At 62.1% G+C, this 20,569-nt stretch carries 16 protein-coding genes and 2 tRNA genes; 1 reads left to right on the forward strand and 17 read right to left on the reverse strand.

Features of this window, described 5'->3' with window-relative positions:
- Window positions 1-102: 102 nt before the first annotated feature.
- The 8 genes from LVD10_RS10275 to LVD10_RS10310 form a co-directional block, all read right to left on the reverse strand.
- A complete protein-coding gene (locus LVD10_RS10275) occupies window positions 103-372 on the reverse strand; it encodes a hypothetical protein (RefSeq protein ID WP_232941130.1) in 270 nt (89 codons plus the stop codon).
- Window positions 373-670: 298 nt separating this feature from the next.
- Complete coding sequence (aceF, locus tag LVD10_RS10280) at window positions 671-2,344, reverse strand: dihydrolipoyllysine-residue acetyltransferase (protein ID WP_237063544.1); 1,674 nt, start codon at window positions 2,342-2,344, stop codon at window positions 671-673.
- Between the two features lie 27 nt (window positions 2,345-2,371).
- Window positions 2,372-5,041: a pyruvate dehydrogenase (acetyl-transferring), homodimeric type gene (gene aceE / locus LVD10_RS10285; RefSeq protein ID WP_232941127.1), complete on the reverse strand. Its 2,670-nt coding sequence runs from the start codon at window positions 5,039-5,041 to the stop codon at window positions 2,372-2,374.
- Between the two features lie 739 nt (window positions 5,042-5,780).
- Entirely contained in the window at window positions 5,781-6,362 is a 582-nt protein-coding gene (locus tag LVD10_RS10290; RefSeq protein WP_232941125.1) for a class GN sortase, read from the reverse strand.
- A complete protein-coding gene (locus LVD10_RS10295) occupies window positions 6,362-8,737 on the reverse strand; it encodes a marine proteobacterial sortase target protein (RefSeq protein WP_237063546.1) in 2,376 nt (791 codons plus the stop codon). The genes LVD10_RS10290 and LVD10_RS10295 overlap by 1 nt, the downstream gene beginning before the upstream one ends.
- Before the next feature lie 186 nt (window positions 8,738-8,923).
- Window positions 8,924-10,027 (reverse strand): phosphoribosylaminoimidazolesuccinocarboxamide synthase, encoded by a 1,104-nt coding sequence (locus tag LVD10_RS10300; RefSeq protein WP_232941123.1) that lies wholly within the window; start codon window positions 10,025-10,027, stop codon window positions 8,924-8,926.
- 154 nt (window positions 10,028-10,181) lie between these two features.
- Complete coding sequence (locus tag LVD10_RS10305; RefSeq protein ID WP_232941122.1) at window positions 10,182-11,294, reverse strand: AI-2E family transporter; 1,113 nt, start codon at window positions 11,292-11,294, stop codon at window positions 10,182-10,184.
- Window positions 11,295-11,303: 9 nt separating this feature from the next.
- The gene (locus LVD10_RS10310; protein ID WP_237063548.1) at window positions 11,304-11,597 is read right to left on the reverse strand and encodes a sulfurtransferase TusA family protein; all 294 of its coding nucleotides are present in this window, start codon (window positions 11,595-11,597) and stop codon (window positions 11,304-11,306) included.
- 237 nt (window positions 11,598-11,834) lie between these two features.
- Here LVD10_RS10310 and LVD10_RS10315 point away from each other — a divergent pair, with 237 nt between their 5' ends.
- Window positions 11,835-13,364 (forward strand): M48 family metalloprotease, encoded by a 1,530-nt coding sequence (locus LVD10_RS10315; protein ID WP_237063550.1) that lies wholly within the window; start codon window positions 11,835-11,837, stop codon window positions 13,362-13,364.
- Between the two features lie 273 nt (window positions 13,365-13,637).
- Here LVD10_RS10315 and nadA read toward each other — a convergent pair whose 3' ends face one another.
- The 9 genes from nadA to tolA form a co-directional block, all read right to left on the reverse strand.
- Entirely contained in the window at window positions 13,638-14,696 is a 1,059-nt protein-coding gene (gene nadA / locus LVD10_RS10320) for a quinolinate synthase NadA (RefSeq protein ID WP_232941118.1), read from the reverse strand.
- 335 nt (window positions 14,697-15,031) lie between these two features.
- Window positions 15,032-15,107: transfer RNA gene (locus tag LVD10_RS10325), tRNA-Lys, on the reverse strand.
- Between the two features lie 126 nt (window positions 15,108-15,233).
- Window positions 15,234-15,309, reverse strand: a tRNA-Lys gene (locus LVD10_RS10330).
- Between the two features lie 142 nt (window positions 15,310-15,451).
- Window positions 15,452-16,132, reverse strand: coding sequence for a 7-cyano-7-deazaguanine synthase QueC (queC, locus tag LVD10_RS10335; protein WP_232941117.1), 681 nt, complete (start codon window positions 16,130-16,132; stop codon window positions 15,452-15,454).
- Window positions 16,133-16,184: 52 nt separating this feature from the next.
- The gene (gene queE / locus LVD10_RS10340) at window positions 16,185-16,844 is read right to left on the reverse strand and encodes a 7-carboxy-7-deazaguanine synthase QueE (RefSeq protein WP_232941115.1); all 660 of its coding nucleotides are present in this window, start codon (window positions 16,842-16,844) and stop codon (window positions 16,185-16,187) included.
- A gap of 191 nt (window positions 16,845-17,035) precedes the next feature.
- Complete coding sequence (locus LVD10_RS10345; RefSeq protein WP_232941113.1) at window positions 17,036-17,815, reverse strand: YbgF trimerization domain-containing protein; 780 nt, start codon at window positions 17,813-17,815, stop codon at window positions 17,036-17,038.
- A gap of 78 nt (window positions 17,816-17,893) precedes the next feature.
- Window positions 17,894-18,376 carry an OmpA family protein gene (locus LVD10_RS10350; protein WP_232941111.1) on the reverse strand — a complete coding sequence of 161 codons (483 nt, stop codon included), beginning with the start codon at window positions 18,374-18,376 and terminating at the stop codon, window positions 17,894-17,896.
- A 113-nt stretch (window positions 18,377-18,489) separates the two neighbouring features.
- A complete protein-coding gene (tolB, locus tag LVD10_RS10355; RefSeq protein WP_232941110.1) occupies window positions 18,490-19,785 on the reverse strand; it encodes a Tol-Pal system beta propeller repeat protein TolB in 1,296 nt (431 codons plus the stop codon).
- Window positions 19,782-20,564: a cell envelope integrity protein TolA gene (tolA, locus tag LVD10_RS10360; RefSeq protein WP_232941109.1), complete on the reverse strand. Its 783-nt coding sequence runs from the start codon at window positions 20,562-20,564 to the stop codon at window positions 19,782-19,784. Before tolA ends, tolB begins: the two co-directional genes overlap by 4 nt.
- Window positions 20,565-20,569: the final 5 nt, after the last annotated feature.

The raw sequence follows: 20,569 nt of genomic DNA on the forward strand, positions 1-20,569 counted from the left end.
TTTCCTGAACATCGTCCATGCATGTATTTCGCGGCTGTCCCGAGCCGGCTTCCGGGCAATTGCGTCCCGCCAGGCAAAAAGTTGCCAAGTATATCCCTGCGCTCAGTAAACCCGCATTATCGGGAAAAACCAACAGGGCGACCCTACTTTCCGCAGCTCCGACTCGGTCGAGCACTGCCGGCTGCTGGCGGGAGGCAGGTAAGTATTGGGCATGTAGTGCCCCACCTCGACGAAATTTGCACTGGGCCGGACATCGTCCGGGTTGAAGTAAAAGGGGTCATCGCGATCACCGGATTCGACCGGAACAAAGATACAACCCTGCAGGGCCGCTGCCAGTGTCACAGACAGAGCGTACATCCCTATGCGCTTCATTTCCGAATACCTCTGATTTTCGAACGGCGCTTTCCGCTGTTACACCCTCAGTTTAGCTGGCGTATGTTTGGGCTCGCGCCACAGGGGGCAAGATTTGCGCGGGATTCAACGTAAGGAGGTATACAACGCTGGCAGTCAACGCAAGTTACGGACAATGGCCAACAGGTTGAACGTGCAGGAGAGGGAAGGAATGGAGAGGAGAGAAAATAGAAAGCAGGGACAAAGGCAACCGGCACGACATGTGCCGGTTGCCCGAGGCCGGTTGCCCGGCCTCGGGTAGTAGTGGAAAACGACGCCGTTACAGCAGCAGGCGCCGCACGTCCGCGAGGACGCTGACCATATAGGTGAGGAAGCGACCGGCGTCACCGCCGTTTACCGCACGGTGGTCATACGACAGCGCCACTGGCAGCATCTTGCGCGGGACAAACTCCGAGCCATTCCAGACCGGTTTCACACTCAGCTTGGAAACACCCAGGATCCCCACTTCCGGAGAGTTGACGATCGGGGTGAAACCACTGCCACCAATTGCGCCCAGGCTGGAAATCGTGAAGCAGGCGCCCTGCATATCCTTCGGCTTGAGCTTGCCGTCGCGTGCCGCAGCGGCCATGGCACTGGCCTCTTCCGCCAGCTCATACAGTCCCTTTTTGTCCACATCGCGGATGACCGGCACCATCAGGCCTTTCGGCGTATCAACAGCCATACCGATATGCACATAGTCCTTGCGCACAATATGTTCGCCATCATTATGCAGCGACACGTTGAAACTCGGCTCGGCACGCAACGCGGCTGCCGCCGCTTTCAGGAGGAACGGCACCGGCGTGAGCTTCACCCCGCGCTTTTCGGCCTCCGCCTTCATGGACTTGCGGAAGTCCTCCAGCTCGGTGATATCGGCATCGTCGAACTGCGTTACGTGCGGCACATTGAGCCAGTTACGGGACATGTTCGCCGCAGTGAGCTTGTGGATCTTGCTCATCGGCTCGGTGGTAACCGGGCCAAACTGGGAGAAGTCGATCTCCGGCATCTTGGCCACGCCCAGGCCACCGCCAACACCCACGGCACCGCTCTCGGCCTTTTTCACCTGCTCCTTGATATAGGCATTCAGGTCATCCTTGGTAACACGGTTGCGGGGTCCGCTCGGTTTTACCTTGGTCAGGGTAACACCCAGCTCGCGCGCCAGCTTGCGCACCGCCGGACCGGCGTACACTTCCGCCGAAACAGTCAGGTCCCGGTGCAGGGCGTGGTCTTTCTGCGGTGCTGCAGGCGGCTCGGAGGTAGCACCAGATTCTTCCGCCGGCGCAGCAGGGGCGGACTCTTTGGCCGGGGCTTTCTTCTCCACCTTCTTTTCAGGCTTGGCGCCGGACGGCGCGCCGCCGGAAACCACCTTCATCACACCCAGCTTATCGCCGGTAGAAACCTTGTCGCCTTCCTTGACGTCGATGGAGACTACGGTGCCGGCGAAGGGAGCCGGCACGTCCATGGAGGCCTTGTCACCCTCCACCACGATCAGGGAATCGCCCTCTTCCACCTCGTCACCGGCCTGGGCTGTGATTTCAATCACGTCCACGGCATCGGCGCCACCAAGGTCTGGAACCGTGACGGTTTCTTCCTTCTCTTCTCCGGCCCCTGCTGACGCTTCACCGGGCTCTTCACCGGCTTCCTCATCCGCTTCGGAGGGCGATTCTTCGGTGGCTTCTTCAGACGGTTCCGCGCCCTCCTCGCCACTCTCGCCTTCGGCCTCGGTTTCCATTTCACCGATCACATCGCCCTCGGAGACCTTGTCGCCCTCGGACACAGAGATGCTGGTGATCTTGCCGGCGTAGGGCGCCGGCACATCCATGGAGGCCTTGTCGCCCTCCACCACAATCAGTGAATCCTCTTCCGCAACGGTGTCCCCCACTGCTACGGAAATTTCAATCACGTCTACCTGATCGGCACCGCCGAGATCAGGCACTTTAATGACTTGTTTTGCCATGTTTCTGCCTTCCTTATCCAGCGAGCCTTAGACGAGACGCGGGTTTACTTTTTCCGCGTCGACATTCAGTTTCTTGATCGCATCAGCAACCTCACTGGCCTCAATCACACCCTGCTTGGCGAGCGCCGTCAGCGCGGCGATGGTCACATAGTTACGGTCGACTTCGAAGAAGCGGCGCAGCTGCTCGCGGCTATCACTGCGACCAAAGCCGTCTGTGCCCAGGGCAACCATGTCGCCGTCGATAAACTCGCGCAGGGGCTCGACGTAGGCGCGGATGTAGTCGGTGGAAATGACCACCGGCGTCTTGTTGCCTTCGAACTGCTCACTGACCCACGCTTTGCGCGGTTCCTCGGTCGGGTGCAGCATGTTCCAGCGCGCCACATCCTGTCCCTCACGGGCCGCTTCAGTGGCAGAAGTCAGGTTCCATACGTCAGACGTAACGCCAAACTGGTCGGCGAGGATATCGGCCGCGGCCAACACCTCACGCAGGATAGAACCAGCACCCACCAGCTGTACGTGCTTCTTGGCCGCCTTGCCTTTGCCGGCCTTGCGGGAATTGCCTTCCAGCTTGTAGATACCGCGGATGATGCCTTCCTCGACATCCTGCGGCATTTCCGGCTGCAGGTAGTTTTCGTTCTCGATGGTGACGTAGTAGAAGAGGTTCTTCTGCTCTTCATACATCTCTTTCAGGCCATGGCGCAGGATCACAGCCAGGTCGTAACCGTAGGCCGGGTCATAGCTCTTGCAATTCGGGATGGTGGCGGACAGCACGTGGCTGTGGCCGTCCTGGTGCTGCAGGCCCTCACCGTTCAGGGTGGTGCGGCCGGCGGTGGCGCCGATCAGGAAGCCGCGCGCCTGCATATCGCCGGCAGCCCAGGCCAGGTCGCCGATACGCTGGAAACCGAACATCGAGTAGTAGATGTAGAAGGGCACCATCGGCACGCCGTGGTTGCTGTAGGCAGTGGCCAGGGCCATCCACGCGGACATGGCACCGGCCTCGTTGATGCCCTCTTCCAGCACCTGGCCCTTCTTGTCTTCCTTGTAATACATGATCTGGCCATGGTCCACCGGGGTGTATTTCTGCCCCTGGGAGGAGTAGATACCCAGCTGCCGGAACAGGCCCTCCATACCGAAGGTACGCGCCTCGTCCGGCACGATGGGAGCCACGTTCTGCCCCATCTTCTTGTCTTTCACCAGCGCCGACAGCGCGCGCACGAACGCCATGGTGGTGGAAATCTCGCGATCCCCGGAGCCCTTGGTCAGCGCGCTGAAGACATCCAGTTCAGGAATTTCCAGCTTCGCCACCTCAGTACTACGAGACGGAACCGGCCCACCCAGCGACTTGCGACGCTCGGCCATATACTTCATTTCCGGACTGTCCGGAGACGGACGGTAGTACGGAACTTCCTCGATTTCCTTGTCGGTGATCGGGATCGCGAAGCGGTCGCGGAAGCGCTTGAGCGCCTCGGTGTCCATCTTCTTGACGTTGTGGGTATCCATCGCCGCTTCACCGGCGGCACCCAGGCCATAGCCCTTCACGGTCTGCGCCAGGATCACGGTGGGCTTGCCCTTGCTGGCCATGGCTTCCGCGTAGGCTGCGTAGACCTTGTAGGGGTCATGGCCACCGCGGTTCAGCTTCATGATCTCGTCGTCGGAGAGATCCTTGACCATCTCCAGCAGCTCGGGGTACTTGCCGAAGAAGTGCTCGCGAGTGTAAGCACCGCCGTTGGCCTTGAAGTTCTGCATTTCGCCGTCGACGGTCTCGTCCATGACTTTCTGCAGCAGGCCCTTGTCGTCTTTCTCCAGCAGCGGATCCCACAGGCGGCCCCACAGCACCTTGATTACATTCCAGCCGGCACCGCGGAAGACACCCTCGAGTTCCTGCACGATCTTGCCGTTACCGCGCACCGGGCCGTCAAGGCGCTGCAGGTTACAGTTGACCACGAACACCAGGTTTTCCAGGTTCTCGCGGCCGGCCATGGAAATGGCGCCCAGGGTTTCCGGCTCATCGCACTCGCCATCGCCCAGGAATGCCCAGACCTTGCGATCACCGCGCGGCGACAGGCCGCGCGCGGACAGGTAACGCATGATGTGCGCCTGGTAGATTGCCTGGATCGGGCCCAGGCCCATGGAGACGGTGGGGAACTGCCAGTACTCAGGCATCAGCCACGGATGCGGGTAGGAGGACAGGCCGTTGCCGTTCACTTCGCGACGAAAATTGTCCAGCTGCTCCTCGTCGAAGCGGCCTTCCAGGTAAGAACGGGCATAGATACCCGGGGCACTGTGGCCCTGGAAGAAAATCAGGTCGCCGCGTTCCTCGCCCTCATTACCGCGGAAGAAGTAATTGAAGCCGACGTCATACAATGTGGCGGCAGAGGAGAAGCTCGCGATATGGCCGCCCAGGCTGTCGCTGTTGGAGTTGGCGCGAACCACCATCGCCAGCGCGTTCCAGCGGATCAGCGAGCGGATCCGGCGCTCCATGAACAGGTCGCCCGGCATACGCTTCTCGGCGCTGGGCGGGATGGTGTTGCGGTACGGCGTGGTGATGGCCGCCGGCAGTTTCACCCCCACATCGGTGGCGCGATCGGAGAGCTGCTTCAGGATGAACGCTGCGCGCTCCTTGCCGCTGTAGCGGATTACCGCCTGCAGCGCATCCAGCCATTCCTGCGTTTCCTGGTTGTCGTTTTCTTCGTGCATCAAGTGCTCCTCGGCGATTTATGCGACGTCGAGTCGGTATCTGTTCTTTCTCAGGTAATTTCCTGGCAATCAGGCGCAATCGGGCAAAGTACCTTGCGGGAAGAAAATTGCTTCCTTTTTTCAGCAATTGCGCCAATTCACCGCCAACGCTGGCGGAAATGCAGAGTCTTGGGAGTCTCTAAACAAGTCCATGATCTCTCTGGCTTTCAGGCATGTTCGCAATCAGGGCGCGGTCACGATGGCGGGCTGGTTGCCCGTCAAGGGACTGCAACGCCGGGTGCGTGCATGCCTGAATGCCCCAAAGGGCGGTCCCTGAAGAATACACCTGCTGCGTTGCAGCGCTTGTAAAGGACCCTGCCATTCACTGCGCACTGCGCCTTGCATCTGCATCCTTCAGGGACCGCAGAGAGGTTATGAACTTGTGCAGAGCTTCCCCAGTATTATCCACTTCTGCAGCGGCAATCGAGGATGATCCTGCGCCAGCCTGCCGGCAAACATGTCTTTTTTCGATTGTGAAGCGGCTCCCCGGGCGGCGGCTTTCTGTGGCCAGCCGGTCAATCGGGAGCCGGAGCGCGGGGGATTGTAGTATTACTACAAGAATTTTTCCAGATAGGACATTTAGTAACAATTAAAACCAATTTCTAAAACAATTCTGCTCTAAATTGGCGCATTAGCGGAGGATATTGCGGCAAAAAAGCGGAAATCAATTACAAAATGCAGTCCAAACTTGTCATTTGAGTCACACCTCCGGCGCCCTGCCGGCGCCGAGATATTCCGCATAGACCACGAAACGCAGCGGCCCGCCGGCGGCCAGCGCATTGAACGGGTAACAGGTTACCAGCAACAGGCCGGGGCCCGCGAAAACCGGCATCAGCTCCCGCCGACTGTCCACCACCCGGGTTTCAGTAACCCGGTAGCGGTGCCAGCGTCCGTGCCGGCCCTGCAGGGACACCCCGGTGCCGGCCCGCAGCGACTGCAGGGACCGGAAATGGGTATCCCGGTGCGCCGCTATGACCGTGGTGCGCCCGGGATCGCCCGGCTCCCCGGAGCCCTCCACCAGCCCGGGACCGAAAGCCAGTGCCTGGCCGCTGCTTCCCGCCATTACCGGCAGGGCACGCGCCTCGCCCAGGCGCAGGCGCGCCACCGGCCAGGTATCCGCCCAGGGCCAGGGCCGGACGGGCTCACCCTGCCGCAGCTGCTCCTCCCAGGCATCGTCGATCAGGTGGTGGGCCAGCCGGGCCTTGGCCAGCAGCCAGGCGGCGTCCCCCAGCTGCCAGGCACCGGCAAGCAGTAACGACATCACCAGCAGGGCCCGCAGCATCAGCCGGCCCTCACCAACTGCCGCTCCAGTGACAGCCGCGCGCGCCGCGGGTCGGGCAGGCGCCGGCGCAACCAGCGCCGCAACCACCGGCCAGTCGCGGCGCGCGAACGCCGCCAGGTACTGCTCCGCGGCCGGCCCCCCCATCCCAGGCCGGCGCCCAGGCCGAGCAGACCCAGTGCCGCCAGCAGCTGGGCATAGACCCCGGTAGCCGTGGGTGGATAGCTCTGGCGCTGCAGCACCTGCCCGCGCGCCACGGCATTGGGCACTGGGCTCTCGGCCAGCTCCTCACCTTCCGGGCGCACGGGCGCCTCCTCGACCGCGACGAAACTGGTGTAAGGACTGACCAACTGGAACGCCAGCGCCAGCTCTAGGATTTCACTGCGCAGCGTCTTCCCTGCAGCGCTGCTTTTCCCCACGGCGCGCTGTCGGTCCCGCAGCGCCTCGATCCGGCTGCGCGCCCAGAGGCTGCCCAGCCCTTCCGCATCCCTGCCGGGGGTAAGCGCCAACTCACGATGGAACTGCCGGCCCGCGAGGCGGCCGCTCACCATCAGCTTGCCCCGCAGGGCCGATCCCCGCACCCGGGCCACCAGCCGCAGCGGCTCGCCCCGGTACAGGTCGGGCATCTTCTTGGGATAGGCATCCACGTGCAGGCCTTGCGGCCAGGTAACCTGCAGGTCGGTAACCAGCGGATTCTCCAACTTGGCGAACAGCGACTGCATCCGTGCGCTGACCTCACCGATATCCCCGATGGTGATCGACGCCCCCCGGCCAATCTGCGCCGCCTTGCGCATGAAATAACTGTTGGGGGCCGAGCCGATACCGACGGTAAACAGGCGGGCATCCCCCAGCGATTGGCGCACCAGCTCGACCAGGGCAGCCTCATTGCCCACCGCGCCGTCGGTAATAAAAACCACCTGCCGCACGAGGGTCTCGTCCCCGGGCAGCTGCTGGCCGAACGCCTTGCGCAGGGCCGGCGCCATTTCCGTGCCGCCACGTGCCTGCAATGCTTCCACCTGTGACCGCGCCAGGCGCAGGTTATCGGTAGTGGCAGCTACCGGCCGGGGGAACACCGGGCGGGTGATGCTGTTGAATTCGATGATATTGAAGCGGTCCCCGGGCTGCAGGCGGGACAGCGCCAGCAACAGGCTATCGCGCGCCTGGCGAATGGAAGAGCCACCCATGGAGCCGGAAGTATCGATTACGTAAACCACTTCCCGGGGCAGCCGACGGGTTTTACCGGACAGGTCCGGCGGCAACAACAGCAATTGCAGGTAAGTGCCCGCACGGTCCGCGCCGCCCTCGCCGACCGCACCTTCCTCCGGCGCGCCGGCGTCATCCGCGACCACACCGGTAAAAAGTGCGGCCCGGGGCAGGGCCGACTGGCGCGGGCGCCAGCGCAACACAAAATCCCGGTCCATCACCGCATCCCCGCCGCGCAGCGATACGGAATAGGCGCCACCGCCAACCTGCTTAAAATCGATATCGTGGTAGGGGCCGTGGATATCCGCCAGGGGCAGGCCAGCCTCCAGATCCATCTCGATGGCGATTCGATGACTGCCGCTGTCCGTCAGTTCTGCCGCCGGCTGCATAAATGGGCTGATCTTGTGCGCATCCGGCACCTGGTCGGTGGGCAGCGCCCAGCCATTGCCATCCAGCTGCAACTCCTTCACTGCCTCGTCCGGGGCATCGGCCCGGCCCGGAATATAACGCGGCGTCAGGGTCGTGGGCAGCCGCAGGCTGAAGCTGCCACTGTCGAAACCCACCGGCATCAGGAACCGCACGCTCACACGGACTTTTTCCCCGGGAGCAATATTGGCCACCCGGTTGGTAAACAGGTTCGGGCGCTGCTGCTCCAGCAGCGCCGCCCGCTTTCCCGCCGCCCGGGCCTCCCGGTAGATTCGCTCCGCCTGCTGGCGCTCCCTGACCCTGCCCACAATCCGGCGCTCGCCCACACGGATTTCCAGTCCGTTGACAGCTGCCTGCGGTGGCAGCGGGAAAACATAAACCGCCTCCTGCCAGCGGCCTGTGGCGTTCTCGAACACCTGTTCCAGCTCCACCTCCGCCAGCAGGCCGCGCACCCGCAACTCTGCGCGGCTGTTCAGGTGCAGTGCGGGCTGGTATCTACCCTGCCCGGTGGCCTTGAACAGCAGGTCGCCACTGCCGGCCTGCTCCAGGGACACCTCCCGGGTGACTGTGTCCCCGGGCACATTCGCCCTACTCCCAGCTGCGCCCACCACCACCGCCAGGGCGGTAACCAGTAACAGCAGCCAGCGGCCACGCCGGTCACTGCGGTAGCGGCGCCGGTAATACTCCTCTGTGGGCAACACCACCAGTTCGCGCGGTATCCGCTGTCCGGAAAAAATTGTCCTGTCCACGGCCATCCCTCCATTTCATTTTCTCTATGGAGGTCATTACAACGGGGCAACCGGGCAATCAGGGGGCCGCCATATGGCGGAGAGGGGGAGAATTATGGCGAATTGTGGCAGGCGGCAAGTTACGTGATTCCCGCCATAAAAAAACCGGCGCAAGCGCCGGTTTTTTACTGCCAGGATCCTTTCGGCTCAGTCGACCAGGCCGTACTGGTCGCGGAGGATATCGATCAGCTCCGCCCGCGGATTGTCGGACAGCTCCAGCTTCTTGCCGATGATTTTCTCGGCAATTCCCACGTAGGTGGCAGACACATCCATCAGCATGGACTCCGGCAGCTCGTTGTCACGAGCCAGCGCCTGGCGCTCGTCCATGCGCTCCTTGTTCAGCAGGATATCCGGGTCCGGGAAGTAATCCAGCAGGGCCTGGCGGAAGCCCTCCTTGGAGTTCTCGACGATCTTGCCCTGGCGATACTGCTCACCGTCCCAGATGCGCGAGGAATCGGGCGTGCCCACCTCGTCCATGTAGATCAGTTTTTCCTTGCCGTCGGCATCGGTCACGTAACCGAACTCGAACTTGGTGTCGACAAAGATCTGGTCGAGCTTGGCCAGCTCGGCAGAGATCATGTCAAAGCCTTCTTTCAGCAGTTTCTCGTAGAGGTCGATATCCTCTTCGCTGCGGAAATTGAATGCCTCGACATTGTCCTCGATATTCTTGCGGGTGATGTTCACATCGTCCGCTTCCGGTACCCCCGGAATGCCCTTGAGCACGCCCTTGGTGGACGGGGTGATCAACAGCTCCGGCAGTTTCTGGTCCTTCTGCAGGCCATCCGGAATTTCGATACCACAGAACTCACGCTCGCCCTTGGCGTAGGCACGCCACATGGAACCGGTGATGTACTGCCGGGCGATGGCCTCGATCATGACCGGGCGCGCCTTTTGCACGATCCACACCAGCGGATGCGGGATATCCAGGATATGGCTGTCTGCCAGGCCGTTCTCGCGGAACAACCGGAACCAGTGGTTGGAAATCGCGTTCAGCGCCGCACCCTTGCCCGGCACACCGCGCATGCCACCCTCTCCTTTCCAGATGCAGTCGAAGGCGGAGATACGGTCGGAGATCACCATGACCGCCAGCGGAGCATCCGGGGCTACCGGGTAGCCTTTCTCCTCGATCAGGCGGCGGCTGTCCTCTTCAGTCAGCCAGTAAACCGAGCGGACCTTGCCGCTGTGGATGGGTTTGTCGGTGCGGATCGGCAGATCATCATTGACCGCCAGTACTTTATCAGCAAGGCTCATGGATCTTTCCTATTACCTGTGCGGGTGGGCAAAAATAAAGCGCGGGATTCTAACAAAAGTCCGCGCCGCGCACAGCTCCCCTGTGCGCGGGACCTTCTTCCTGATTTGAATGATAGAGAGCGAACCGGCCCGTAACTCCCTGCTAAACATAGGGTTAATTCGTGGTGTCGGCAGTCTCTTCCTCTTCAGCCTCTTCCCTCGCCTGCCACTCGGCCTGGTGTTCCGAAGTGGGCCAGGCATTCATAATCGCCTTGGCCAGGGTCGCGAGCGGGATGGCAAAGAAAACACCCCAGAAACCCCAGATACCACCGAATACCAGCACCGCCATGATAATGGCCACCGGGTGCAGGTTGACCGCCTCGGAAAAAAGCAGGGGCACCAGCACGTTGCCATCCAGTAACTGGATAATGCCGTAAGCCAGCATGAGGTAGAGGAACTCGCTACTGAGCCCCCACTGGAACAGGCCGATCGCCGCCACCGGGATGGTGACCACTGCGGCACCGATGTATGGGATCAGTACACTCAGGCCCACGGCCACTGCCAGCAACAGCGCATAGTTGACCCCCAGGATCAGGAAGGCGATATAGCTGACCACGGCAACAATACCGATCTCGATCACCTTGCCGCGGACATAGTTGGCCACCTGCTCATTCATCTCGTACCAGATCTGGCGCAACATCGGCCGGCGACTGGGCAGGAATGAGGCGCACCAGTTGACCAGCCGATCGGAGTCCTTGAGGAAAAAGAACACCAGGATCGGCACCACCACCGCGTAGATCAGGATACCGGCAAGAATCGGCAGGTTGGCGATGGAGAAGGTCAGCAGGGTCTGGCCAAGGGTGCCCAGCTCACTGCCAAGCGTATTGAAGACCTCCTGGATCTGCGCTGCAGATACCAGGGTGGGAAAACGCTCCGGCAACAGCAGCAATAGCTGCTGTCCCTGCTCCACCATATTGGGCAGCTCGGCAAACAGGCGCACCAGCTGGCGCCAGATAATCGGCAGGACGATAAACCCCAGCGCCGCGATGATTCCCACCAGCACCGTACAGGCGGTAGTCACCGCCGCCCAGTGGGGTGCGCCCCACGACTTGAGACGCTGCACCATGCCCTGCATCAGGAAAGCGATGATCAGCGCCGCCAGCACCGGTGCCAGCACCTGGCCCAGGGTCGCCAGCAGGACCAGGGCGCCCAGGAGCAGCAAAACCAGCAGGACCACTTCCTCCTGGCTGAAATAGCGGTTTACCCAATTGCGTACGATGGTCAGCATAGAATCTCTTCAGTCAGCGTTCGGCTCCCCGTGGCCCAGCGCACCGGCCCGCAGCCAGTAATGGAACTCCCCATGCCCGCGCTCGGCTTTCAGGAGAGGGCGACCGCTCAGCTCGGCAAAACTGTGGAAATCGCGCCAGGAGCCGGGATCTGTCGCCAGCACGCACAACAGCGTGCCCGCCGGCTGCTCCCGCAGGGCCCGGCGCATGGCCAGCAAGGGCTGCGGACACGGCAGACCGCGGGCATCCACGGTCACTGCCGGCTCGCCCTGCAGGGCATTGTCCCGCGCGCGGTCTGTGTTCATCTGCTCTCTGGCCACCAATTTCAGCGGGGCGCAGTATAACGCGGTTTAGCTGCCGAAATCCGTGCGCGATCACCCCCGCCGGACGCTGGACCCTGCAGTCTGTGAATAACCCATCGGTCATTTATAGTGGAAACGAGAACCATTCGTCGTCTGACTGGTCAAAACCTCGACAGTTCAACCAAGTTACGTATAGAGTTGGACCAGTATGAGGCGCAATCAAGCGGGCAGTATTCATCCATGACCGAGTTCTCCCTCCCCCAGTATCGATCCCGACCGCCATGCCAACACCGGGCCAGGCCGCGCTCGCTGTGGCAGCGCCTGTGCGCCCTGGCGGCACCGCTGGGCCTGGGTCTCTTGCTGGGTAGCGCGCCGCTGGCCGCCACCGCACAGGACGACCAGATCCGCCTGCCCCAGCTGGGCGATGCCAGCAGCGGGGTGGTATCACGGGGGCGGGAGAAGGAGCTCGGGCAAATGTGGCTGCGCATGTTCCGCAGCCAGGTCCGCACCTCCAATGACGCACTCCTGCAGCAGTATGTGGAAAATACGCTGCAAGGCCTGGCAGAGCATGCCCCCCTGGAAGACAAGTCGCTGGACGTGGTAGTAGTCAGAAACGAGACCATGAATGCCTTTGCAGTTCCGGGCGGCGTGGTCGGCGTGCATACCGGCCTGTTCCTGTTCGCAGAAAACGAAGACCAGTTCGCCTCGGTGCTGGCGCACGAGCTTGCCCACCTGAGCCAGCGCCACTATGCCCGTACACTCGAGGCCAAGCGCAACAGTACCCTGCCCACCCTCGCTGGAATGCTGGGCGCGCTGGTACTCGCAGCCACCGCCGGTGGCGATGCCGGCCTGGCCGCCATGACCGCCACCCAGGCGGCCGCACTGGACAGCCAGCTGCGCTTCTCACGCCAGAATGAACAGGAAGCGGACCGTGTGGGCATCGAGACCCTGGCCAAGGCGGGTATGGACCCCGAAGCGGCCGGGGAAATGTTCGAGCAGATGCTCAAGGCCACCCGTTACTACCGCCGCCCACCCGAATTCCTGCTCACCCACCCGGTCACGGAAAAGCGGATCGCCGACGCCAAGTTGCGCGCCAGTCGCATGCCGGATGTGCGCAGCGGTGACAGCCGCGAATACCACCTGATGCGCGCCCGCATCCGCGTGGCCGCCGAGCCCACACCGCAACAGGCGGTGAAGCGCTTCCAGGCGGAACTGCGCGGTATCAACGACAACGAGGACGCCGCACGCTACGGCCTGGCACTGGCCCAGACTGCCGCAGGCAAGCCGGACAACGCCCTCGAGACCCTGCAACCGCTGCTGGACCGGGAGCCGGACAAGGCGGCGTTCGTTCTCGCCCGGGCCGATATCGATATGGCCCGCCAGGCCTACGATAGTGCCACCCGCCGACTGGAGAGCGCCCTGCGGCGCAACCCCGGTGACCACGCCCTGACCATGGGCCTGGCCAACGCACACTTCAAGGCCGGCAACTACCTGGCGGCCGAGCGGATCCTCGAGAAGCACAGCCGCACCCGCAAGAAGGACCCGTCAGTCTGGTACCTGCTGGCGGAAACCCACGGCCTTGCCGGGGATATCGTCGGCGTGCACGAGGCGCGCGCCGAGTACTACATCCTCAATGGCGTTTTCGACAAGGCACTGCAGCACCTCCGCCACGGCATGCGCCTGGCCAAGAACAACTACCAGACCCACGCGATCCTGGAGCAGCGCTTCAAGGATGTGGTGGGCATGCAGCAGAAAGCCAAGGAACTCTAGGGCCCGCCTCTCTCCGCTGCTTCGGCAGGGCGCGCGGCGCAGATAGACCTTCCGGGCGCACACAAGGTGCGCCCCTGTCAGACTTGTTTTATCGCCCCACCCGGCCCCAGATCCCGTAGGGGCGCACCTTGTGTGCGCCCCGCATTGTATCCGCGCATCTTCATCCCCTGCGCTGATGTGGCACAGGCAGGCACCTATCGGAGTCCATCGATTACAGGGGGCACAGGCCGGGGCCAGATAAGGCACGGGATTGCCCCGTGCCAGGAGACGGGCTCAGTCGAGGGGTTTGCGGAAATCCAGCATGCGCTGCAGGGGTTTCATCGCGCGCTTGCCCAGCTCGGGATCCACCAGGATCTCGTTATCGCCACGCTCCAGCACCCCGCACAGGTTTTCCAGCGAATTCATCGCCATCCACGGGCAATTGGCGCAGCTGCGGCAGGTGGCGCCAGCACCCGCAGTGGGAGCCACGATCAGCTCCTTGCCCGGGCACTCTTTCTGCATCTTGTAGAAAATGCCCTGGTCGGTGGCGACGATAAAACGCTTCTCGGGGCGGGTCCTGGCCGCGTTGATGATCTGTGAGGTGGAGCCCACCACATCTGCCAGCTCCACCACTGCCGCGGGTGATTCCGGGTGCACCAGCACTACCGCGTCGGGGTACAGTGCTTTCAGGTCGGCCACACCCTTGGCCTTGAACTCCTCGTGCACGATACAGGAGCCATTCCACAACAGGACATCGGCACCGGTCTCGCGCTGGACGTAACTGCCCAGGTGCTTGTCCGGGGCCCACAGGATCTTCTCGCCCTGCTCGTCCAGGTGCTCGACCACATCCAGGGCGATACTGGAAGTCACCACCCAGTCCGCGCGGGCCTTCACGGCAGCGGAGGTATTGGCATAGACCACCACGGTCCGGTCGGGGTGGGCATCACAGAATGCGGAGAATTCTTCTGGCGGGCAGCCCAGGTCGAGCGAGCAGGTGGCCTCCAGGGTCGGCATCAGCACCCGCTTGTTGGGCGTGAGGATCTTGGCCGTTTCCCCCATGAACTTTACCCCGGCGACGATCAGCGTATCCGCCTGGTGCTCGGCGCCGAACCGGGCCATTTCCAGTGAATCGGAGACACAGCCACCGGTCTCTTCCGCCAGGGCCTGGATCAGCGGATCAGTGTAGTAATGCGCCACCAGCACGGCATTCTGCTCCTTCAGCAGGCGCTTGATGCGCTCGCGCCACAACTCCAGCTCCTCCTCGCTGTACTGGTGCACAGCCGGTTCGGCCAGGTGCGCCTGCACCACGGAACGGGAATCGATAGTCTGGGTGGAGAGGGGTTTCTGACTCATAGACACCTTCGAGCGGCGATAAACCGCGCATTATAGCGGTCCGCGACCGGGCCTTCCGACCGCGCAAGTCCATTTTAACGTATCCTGCGCCGCGTCCAGCCCGGCCGGGGCAAGGGGGGGCAGATACACAAAGGGCCGCCGTGCGGCAGCCCCCTGTCAAGATGGTGGGTCGTGCTGGATTAACCGTTGCGGCCTCAAAGGCCTTAACGGCCCGCCTTGCGGGCTTCGTCGCTGCGCTCCTCGTTGCTGGCGCCCCTTCGCGCGCGCCAGTCGAACCGGAGTTCTCATCCAGCAGAACCAACAACGCGGCACCCCGTCGGGGTGCCGCTTTTGTATGGTGGGTCGTGCTGGATTCGAACCAGCGACCAATTGGTTAAAAGCCAACTGCTCTACCAACTGAGCTAACGACCCCGAAAGTGGTGCGTATCTTACTGATCTGTTGCAAAAAAACAAATCTTTATCGCCGCGCCGGCTGCCGTGGATGGCGTGCTCGAAGGGCAATAAAAAAGGGCCGCCTGTCGGCGGCCCTTCGCAATATGGTGGGTCGTGCTGGATTCGAACCAGCGACCAATTGGTTAAAAGCCAACTGCTCTACCAACTGAGCTAACGACCCTTAATTTCCCTTACCGAGCGATGCCTCGATGTGAGGAGCTGCGTATCTTACTGATCTATTTCCGAAACACAAGACCCGACAGAAAAAAATTGTAGGGAATTGAACAGCTTACGCGCTCCACGCCACCAGTGGGGATCAGCGCTCAGTGGCTCGCGTAGACTGTCGGGTCGTCCAGGCCCGCCTCCGCAAACCCGGCGGCCCGCAGGCGACAGCTGTCACACTTGCCACAGGCACCGCCATCAGGCTGCGCCTGGTAGCAGGATACAGTCAAACTGTAGTCAACCCCCAGCCCGGTTCCGACCCGGACGATATCTGCCTTGGTCATTTGCATCAGGGGCGCGTGGATGTGCAGCCTGTGACCCTCGACACCGGCCCGGGTCGCCAGGTTGGCCATTTTCTCGAAGGCCTCGATATATTCAGGCCGGCAATCGGGATAGCCCGAGTAATCCACCGCATTGACGCCGACAAAGATATCCTGCGCCCCCAGGACCTCCGCCCAGCCCAGGGCGATCGACAGGAACACGGTATTACGGGCCGGCACATAGGTCACGGGAATACCGCCGGTCTCTTCCTCCGGCACATCGATCCCCTCATCGGTCAGCGCGGAACCACCGATCGTCCTCAGGTCCAGGGCCACCACCTTGTGTTCACGGGCACCCAGGTCGGCGGCCACACGCTGCGCCGCCTGCAGCTCGGCCTGGTGGCGCTGGCCATAGTCAAAGCCCAGCGCATAACATTCGTAGCCCTCTTCGCGGGCCATGGCCAGCACTGTGGCAGAATCCAGGCCGCCGGATAGCAAAACCACCGCTTTCTTTGCTGTCATCTCTTCCTCTCTTCCACGCGGGAGTCCCGGCACACTGGCCCCCGCCTACAACTCAGACGCCCGGGATATCGCCCCACAGGATCTTGTGCAGCTGTACCTGCATGCGCACCGGCAGGCCGTCCTCCAGGATCCATTCCGCCAACTGCCGCGCCGGCAACTGCTCGTAGCTCGGCGAGAAAAGCACTTCTCCCACCCGCTCCGGCAAACGGTACTGGTCCAGGGTAAATTTTGCCCAGTCGTAATCCGTCCGGTCACAGATGACAAACTTGACCTGGTCATTGCCGGTGAGGACATCGATATTGGCCATGCGGTTTCGATGCTGCTCTCCGGAAGCGGGTGTCTTGAGGTCCACCACCCGCGATACTCGCGAGTCCACGTCCTCTACCGGCATCGCACCGCTGGTTTCCAGCGAGACCCGGTAGCCGGCATCACACAGTGCAGTCAGCAGGGGCAGGCAGTTGGGCTGCGCCAGGGGTTCACCACCGGTGACACACACATGCCGCGCCGGATGGTCCTGAACCCGCTGCAGGATCTCTGCCAGGCTCATGCGCTCACCGCCATAAAAGGCGTATTCCGAATCACAGTAGGTACAGCGCAGCGGACAGCCGGTTAACCGCACGAATACGGTCGGCAACCCCGCGTCACGGGCCTCGCCCTGCAGGGAGTAAAAGATCTCACTGATCCGCAGTGACTCGTTGGAAAGATCAGTCATACACTCTCGTCTTTCGACCAGCCGGCCACCCGCGGGCTGCCAGCAACCGGCAGGCTGTCATTTACCCACCCCTGAAATAAGAAACGCCCGGGCGGCGAACCGTCCGGGCGCGGAATCATAGAACTTTTGTGGTCAAAAAACCAGCGACCACAACCCCCGGGCCCGGCCTTGCAGGCGGCCCGGAAGAGCTATCAGAGATTTTCTTGCAGGTACTTCTTCGCCAGCTTGGCAGCACGGGCATCGCTGGCAGCAACCTGCTCAAGCAACTCCCTGGCCTGCTGGTCATCACCCAACTGGTGGTACACCGTACCCAGCTTGTAACGGCCATCCCATACCTTGTTGGACTCGGGGTAACCATCCAGCAGCGCGGTAAACCATTCCCGCGCCTTCTCCAGGTTACCCTGGACCAACGCGATTTCACCCAGCCAGTAGTTGGCATTGGGGGCGTACTTGCCGTTGGGGTAATCCTCCAGCAGCTTCTCGAATTCGACACTGGCGGCGTCGAACTTACCCTCACGGGCGAGACCGAAACTGGACTGGTAGCGCTCCCGCTCATCGTCACTGGCGGCCGGACTACCGGTATCCGCCGGGCGGCTGGCATCACCACCGGACTTAGCGTCATCGCCTGCTGCCGGAGGCTGCTCCGCCGGCGCGGCGCCAGACAGGCGTGCAATGCGCCGATCCAGGTCCATATAGTCCTCGGTGCGCTGCTGCTTGAGACGCTTTACCTCGTGGCGCAACTCCTCCACAGCGCCGCGCAGCTCGGAGACTTCCTGCTGCAATACCTGCATCTGGTAGTAGGCATCGGCCTGCGGATTACCCTGGGCGCGGGGACGAGCGGAAACCGGCGCGCGCGCGGTACGCGCGTCTGCGTAGGTGGAATCCTGCTCATAGGCGGGCGCCGCGTTGCCGCTGTCATTACCCAGCTCGACAATCGGCGCCTGCGAAAATACGGGCGAAGCCGCAACCATAGTGGCTGCGGCTAGCGCGACTCTCCCAAGCAAAGGCTTGGGAGAAAATCGAATCGATAAGTTCATCGCTACAGGCAATTACTTAACGATTACAACGCGACGGTTCATGGCACGGGCGCTCTCGCTGGAGCCAGCCTGAGCCGGACGCTCTTCACCGTAGCTGATCACTTCCAGGCTGGCAGCGTCTACGCCCTGCAGCACCAGGAAGTCACGAACGGCGTTGGCACGACGCTCGCCCAGTGCCAGGTTGTACTCGCGGGTACCCAGCTCGTCGGCGTGGCCTTCCAGGCGTACTGCCTGGGCGCTGCCACGCAGGCGGTCCGCGTGGGCAATCAGCAGCTCGCGGGTCTCCGGCTTCAGCAGGGACTCGTCAAAGTCGAAGTAGACAACGTTGTCCAGGGGCACGGCAGTTTCCGGCTCCGGCGCGGTGTCGACAACCGGCTCGGTGGGCTGTTCTACCATCTGCTGCTGGGCAGTGTCGTCGGTGTCGGTGCTGGAACAACCAGCCATGACGGCCAGTACACACGCCAGGCCAAGACCAGTTTTTACTGATTTAAACATAAGCAACTCCGCTTTTAAGTGTTATCGAGAAATCCACAAGGTTCAGATTTTGTCTATTTTTTACAACTGCGACCGATACGCCAGTCACAAACAGCGTATCGGGCAGGTCCCAATCAGTCGAAATAGGGCGACCAGGCCGGTTCACGTACATCCCCGCTACGAGAGGGCAGCCTGTACTTCACCCCGGCATCCAGCGAAACCGCAGCCAGAATACCTTTGTCCCCACGCTTGGTGGCGTACATCAGCATGGCACCATTGGGCGCGATGCTGGGGGACTCGTCCAGACGCGTTTCCGTGAGGACCCGCATCCTGCCGGAGACGATATCCATCGTGGCAATAGTGAACACCCCCCTGCTCCGATGGACCATCACCAGCGTTTTACCGTCGGGAGAGACCCGCGGCCTCGCGTTGTAGTCGCCATCGAAGGTTAAGCGGTCTACTTGACCGGTGGCAAGAGTCAATTGGTAAATTTGTGGCTTACCTCCCCTATCAGAGGTGAAAACCAGCGATTTACCGTCCGGCATCCAGTTCGGCTCGGTGTCAATGGAGAAGTGCCGGGTCATGCGGGTGAACTTGCCACTGCGCAGATCCAGTACGTATATCTCCGGGTTGCCGTCCTTGGATAGCACCATTGCCAGCTTGCTCCCGTCCGGCGACCAGGTGGGCGAGCTGTTGATCCCCTTGAAGTTGGTCAACTGCTGGCGCGCACCGGTACGCAGGTTCTCACGGAAAATCGCCGGCCGCCCGGTTTCGAACGATACATAGGCCACTTCCTGGCCATCCGGTGACCACATCGGCGACATCACCGGCTCACTGAAGCGACGAATCACTTTCGGGCGCGCGCCGTCGATATCCGACCTGACCAGCGAATAGCTGGGCCGGCCACCGCGCCGTTCCTCCTGCACGTAGATCATCTCTGTAGAGAAGGCGCCCCGGATACCGGTGATCGCCTCATAGATCTCGTCTGCCGCGCGATGGGCAATATCCCGCAGCTGGCGACTGCCGCCGCTGACCTGCTTGGTGAACATAGTCTGTTGGCCGAAGATGTTCACCAGGTCGAAGGTCAGCAGGTAGCCGCTTGCCTGGGGCTCTATACGACCGGTAACGACGTATTCAGTTCCCAGGATTCGCCAATCCCTGAAAATAACTTCGTCCGGGGCCTTGGGGAAAGACAGCATGTCTTCCTTGGGGACCGGGGCGAACAGGCCGCTGCGGCGCAGGTCGGCTGAAATGATGTCGGAAACATCCTCCGACAGCACCCCGGTACCGGAGAAACTGAAGGGAGCCACGGCGATGGGTGTGGGATCGTCGATGCCGCTGGTGATATCCACCACCAGCTGTGCCCTGGCGCTCAGGCTGAGCGAGGCGACGACGAGTACGGCGACGAGCTTGAATAGGTTCTTTATCATTGGCGCAGATCTTCGACTCGGAAATTCAACAGGGTTGTTCGTACCTCGCGCTCAAAGACCGTCGGCTCCTCCCGGGCCAGCTCTGCCACTTCCGGGAAAGTCTCGACCCGGCGAATGGCGGTGAGCACTGAGCGGTCCAGCGCGGCATTACCACTACCTTCTACAATGTTCGCCGCGACGACGCGGCCGGTGGGGACAAAGTTGATCTTGACCACCGTCAGCATGCCGTTGCGGGCACTGGGCGGACGACTCCAGACGGACTCGATCCGCTGCTGGATCGCCTGCGCCACGGACATCACCGCCTGGGCGTCCTCGCGCGCGTCCAGTAACTCCTCTTCTTCTTCGAGCGCCTCCTCGAACGCGCTCTTGCGCTCCTGCTCGAGCCGCTCCTTGCGCTCACGCTCCTTGCGCTCTTTTTCCTTGCGGGCCTTTTCCTCAGCGGCCTTGCGCTTCTTCTCGGCCTCGGCCTTGCGTTTTTTCTCGGCCTCCTGCTTCTTCTTGCGCTCCAGGGCGGCCCGGCGCTCGCGCTCGGCCTCCGCCTCGCGCTGGCGCTGCAGCTCCTGCTGGCGGCGCTTTTCGCGCATATCCACCTTGGGCGGGGCCTTCTTCTGCTTGACCGTCGCCTCTACGGTAACCAGTTTGGCCTGCACGAACTTGGGCATCTGCCGCTTCTGGGGCTCGTTCGAGGCCTCCCAGCCCAGCGTCAGCACGGCAATCAGCAGGCCGTGGAACGCCAGGCTGGCGACCACCGGCAAGATATAGGAGCTGGCGTTATTCATAATGC

Origin of the sequence: Microbulbifer zhoushanensis, assembly GCF_021729055.1 — a bacterium.
Classification (GTDB): domain Bacteria; phylum Pseudomonadota; class Gammaproteobacteria; order Pseudomonadales; family Cellvibrionaceae; genus Microbulbifer; species Microbulbifer zhoushanensis.

Coding starts and splice junctions, on each gene's coding strand:
- LVD10_RS10275 (WP_232941130.1), bottom strand. CDS start 372: ATGAAGCGCATAGGGATGTACGCTCTGTCTGTGACACTGGCAGCGGCC.
- aceF (WP_237063544.1), bottom strand. CDS start 2,344: ATGGCAAAACAAGTCATTAAAGTGCCTGATCTCGGCGGTGCCGATCAG.
- aceE (WP_232941127.1), bottom strand. CDS start 5,041: ATGCACGAAGAAAACGACAACCAGGAAACGCAGGAATGGCTGGATGCG.
- LVD10_RS10290 (WP_232941125.1), bottom strand. CDS start 6,362: ATGCTGCGGGCCCTGCTGGTGATGTCGTTACTGCTTGCCGGTGCCTGG.
- LVD10_RS10300 (WP_232941123.1), bottom strand. CDS start 10,027: ATGAGCCTTGCTGATAAAGTACTGGCGGTCAATGATGATCTGCCGATC.
- LVD10_RS10305 (WP_232941122.1), bottom strand. CDS start 11,294: ATGCTGACCATCGTACGCAATTGGGTAAACCGCTATTTCAGCCAGGAG.
- LVD10_RS10310 (WP_237063548.1), bottom strand. CDS start 11,597: ATGAACACAGACCGCGCGCGGGACAATGCCCTGCAGGGCGAGCCGGCA.
- LVD10_RS10315 (WP_237063550.1), top strand. CDS start 11,835: ATGACCGAGTTCTCCCTCCCCCAGTATCGATCCCGACCGCCATGCCAA.
- nadA (WP_232941118.1), bottom strand. CDS start 14,696: ATGAGTCAGAAACCCCTCTCCACCCAGACTATCGATTCCCGTTCCGTG.
- queC (WP_232941117.1), bottom strand. CDS start 16,132: ATGACAGCAAAGAAAGCGGTGGTTTTGCTATCCGGCGGCCTGGATTCT.
- queE (WP_232941115.1), bottom strand. CDS start 16,844: ATGACTGATCTTTCCAACGAGTCACTGCGGATCAGTGAGATCTTTTAC.
- LVD10_RS10345 (WP_232941113.1), bottom strand. CDS start 17,815: ATGGTTGCGGCTTCGCCCGTATTTTCGCAGGCGCCGATTGTCGAGCTG.
- LVD10_RS10350 (WP_232941111.1), bottom strand. CDS start 18,376: ATGTTTAAATCAGTAAAAACTGGTCTTGGCCTGGCGTGTGTACTGGCC.
- tolB (WP_232941110.1), bottom strand. CDS start 19,785: ATGATAAAGAACCTATTCAAGCTCGTCGCCGTACTCGTCGTCGCCTCG.
- tolA (WP_232941109.1), bottom strand. CDS start 20,564: ATGAATAACGCCAGCTCCTATATCTTGCCGGTGGTCGCCAGCCTGGCG.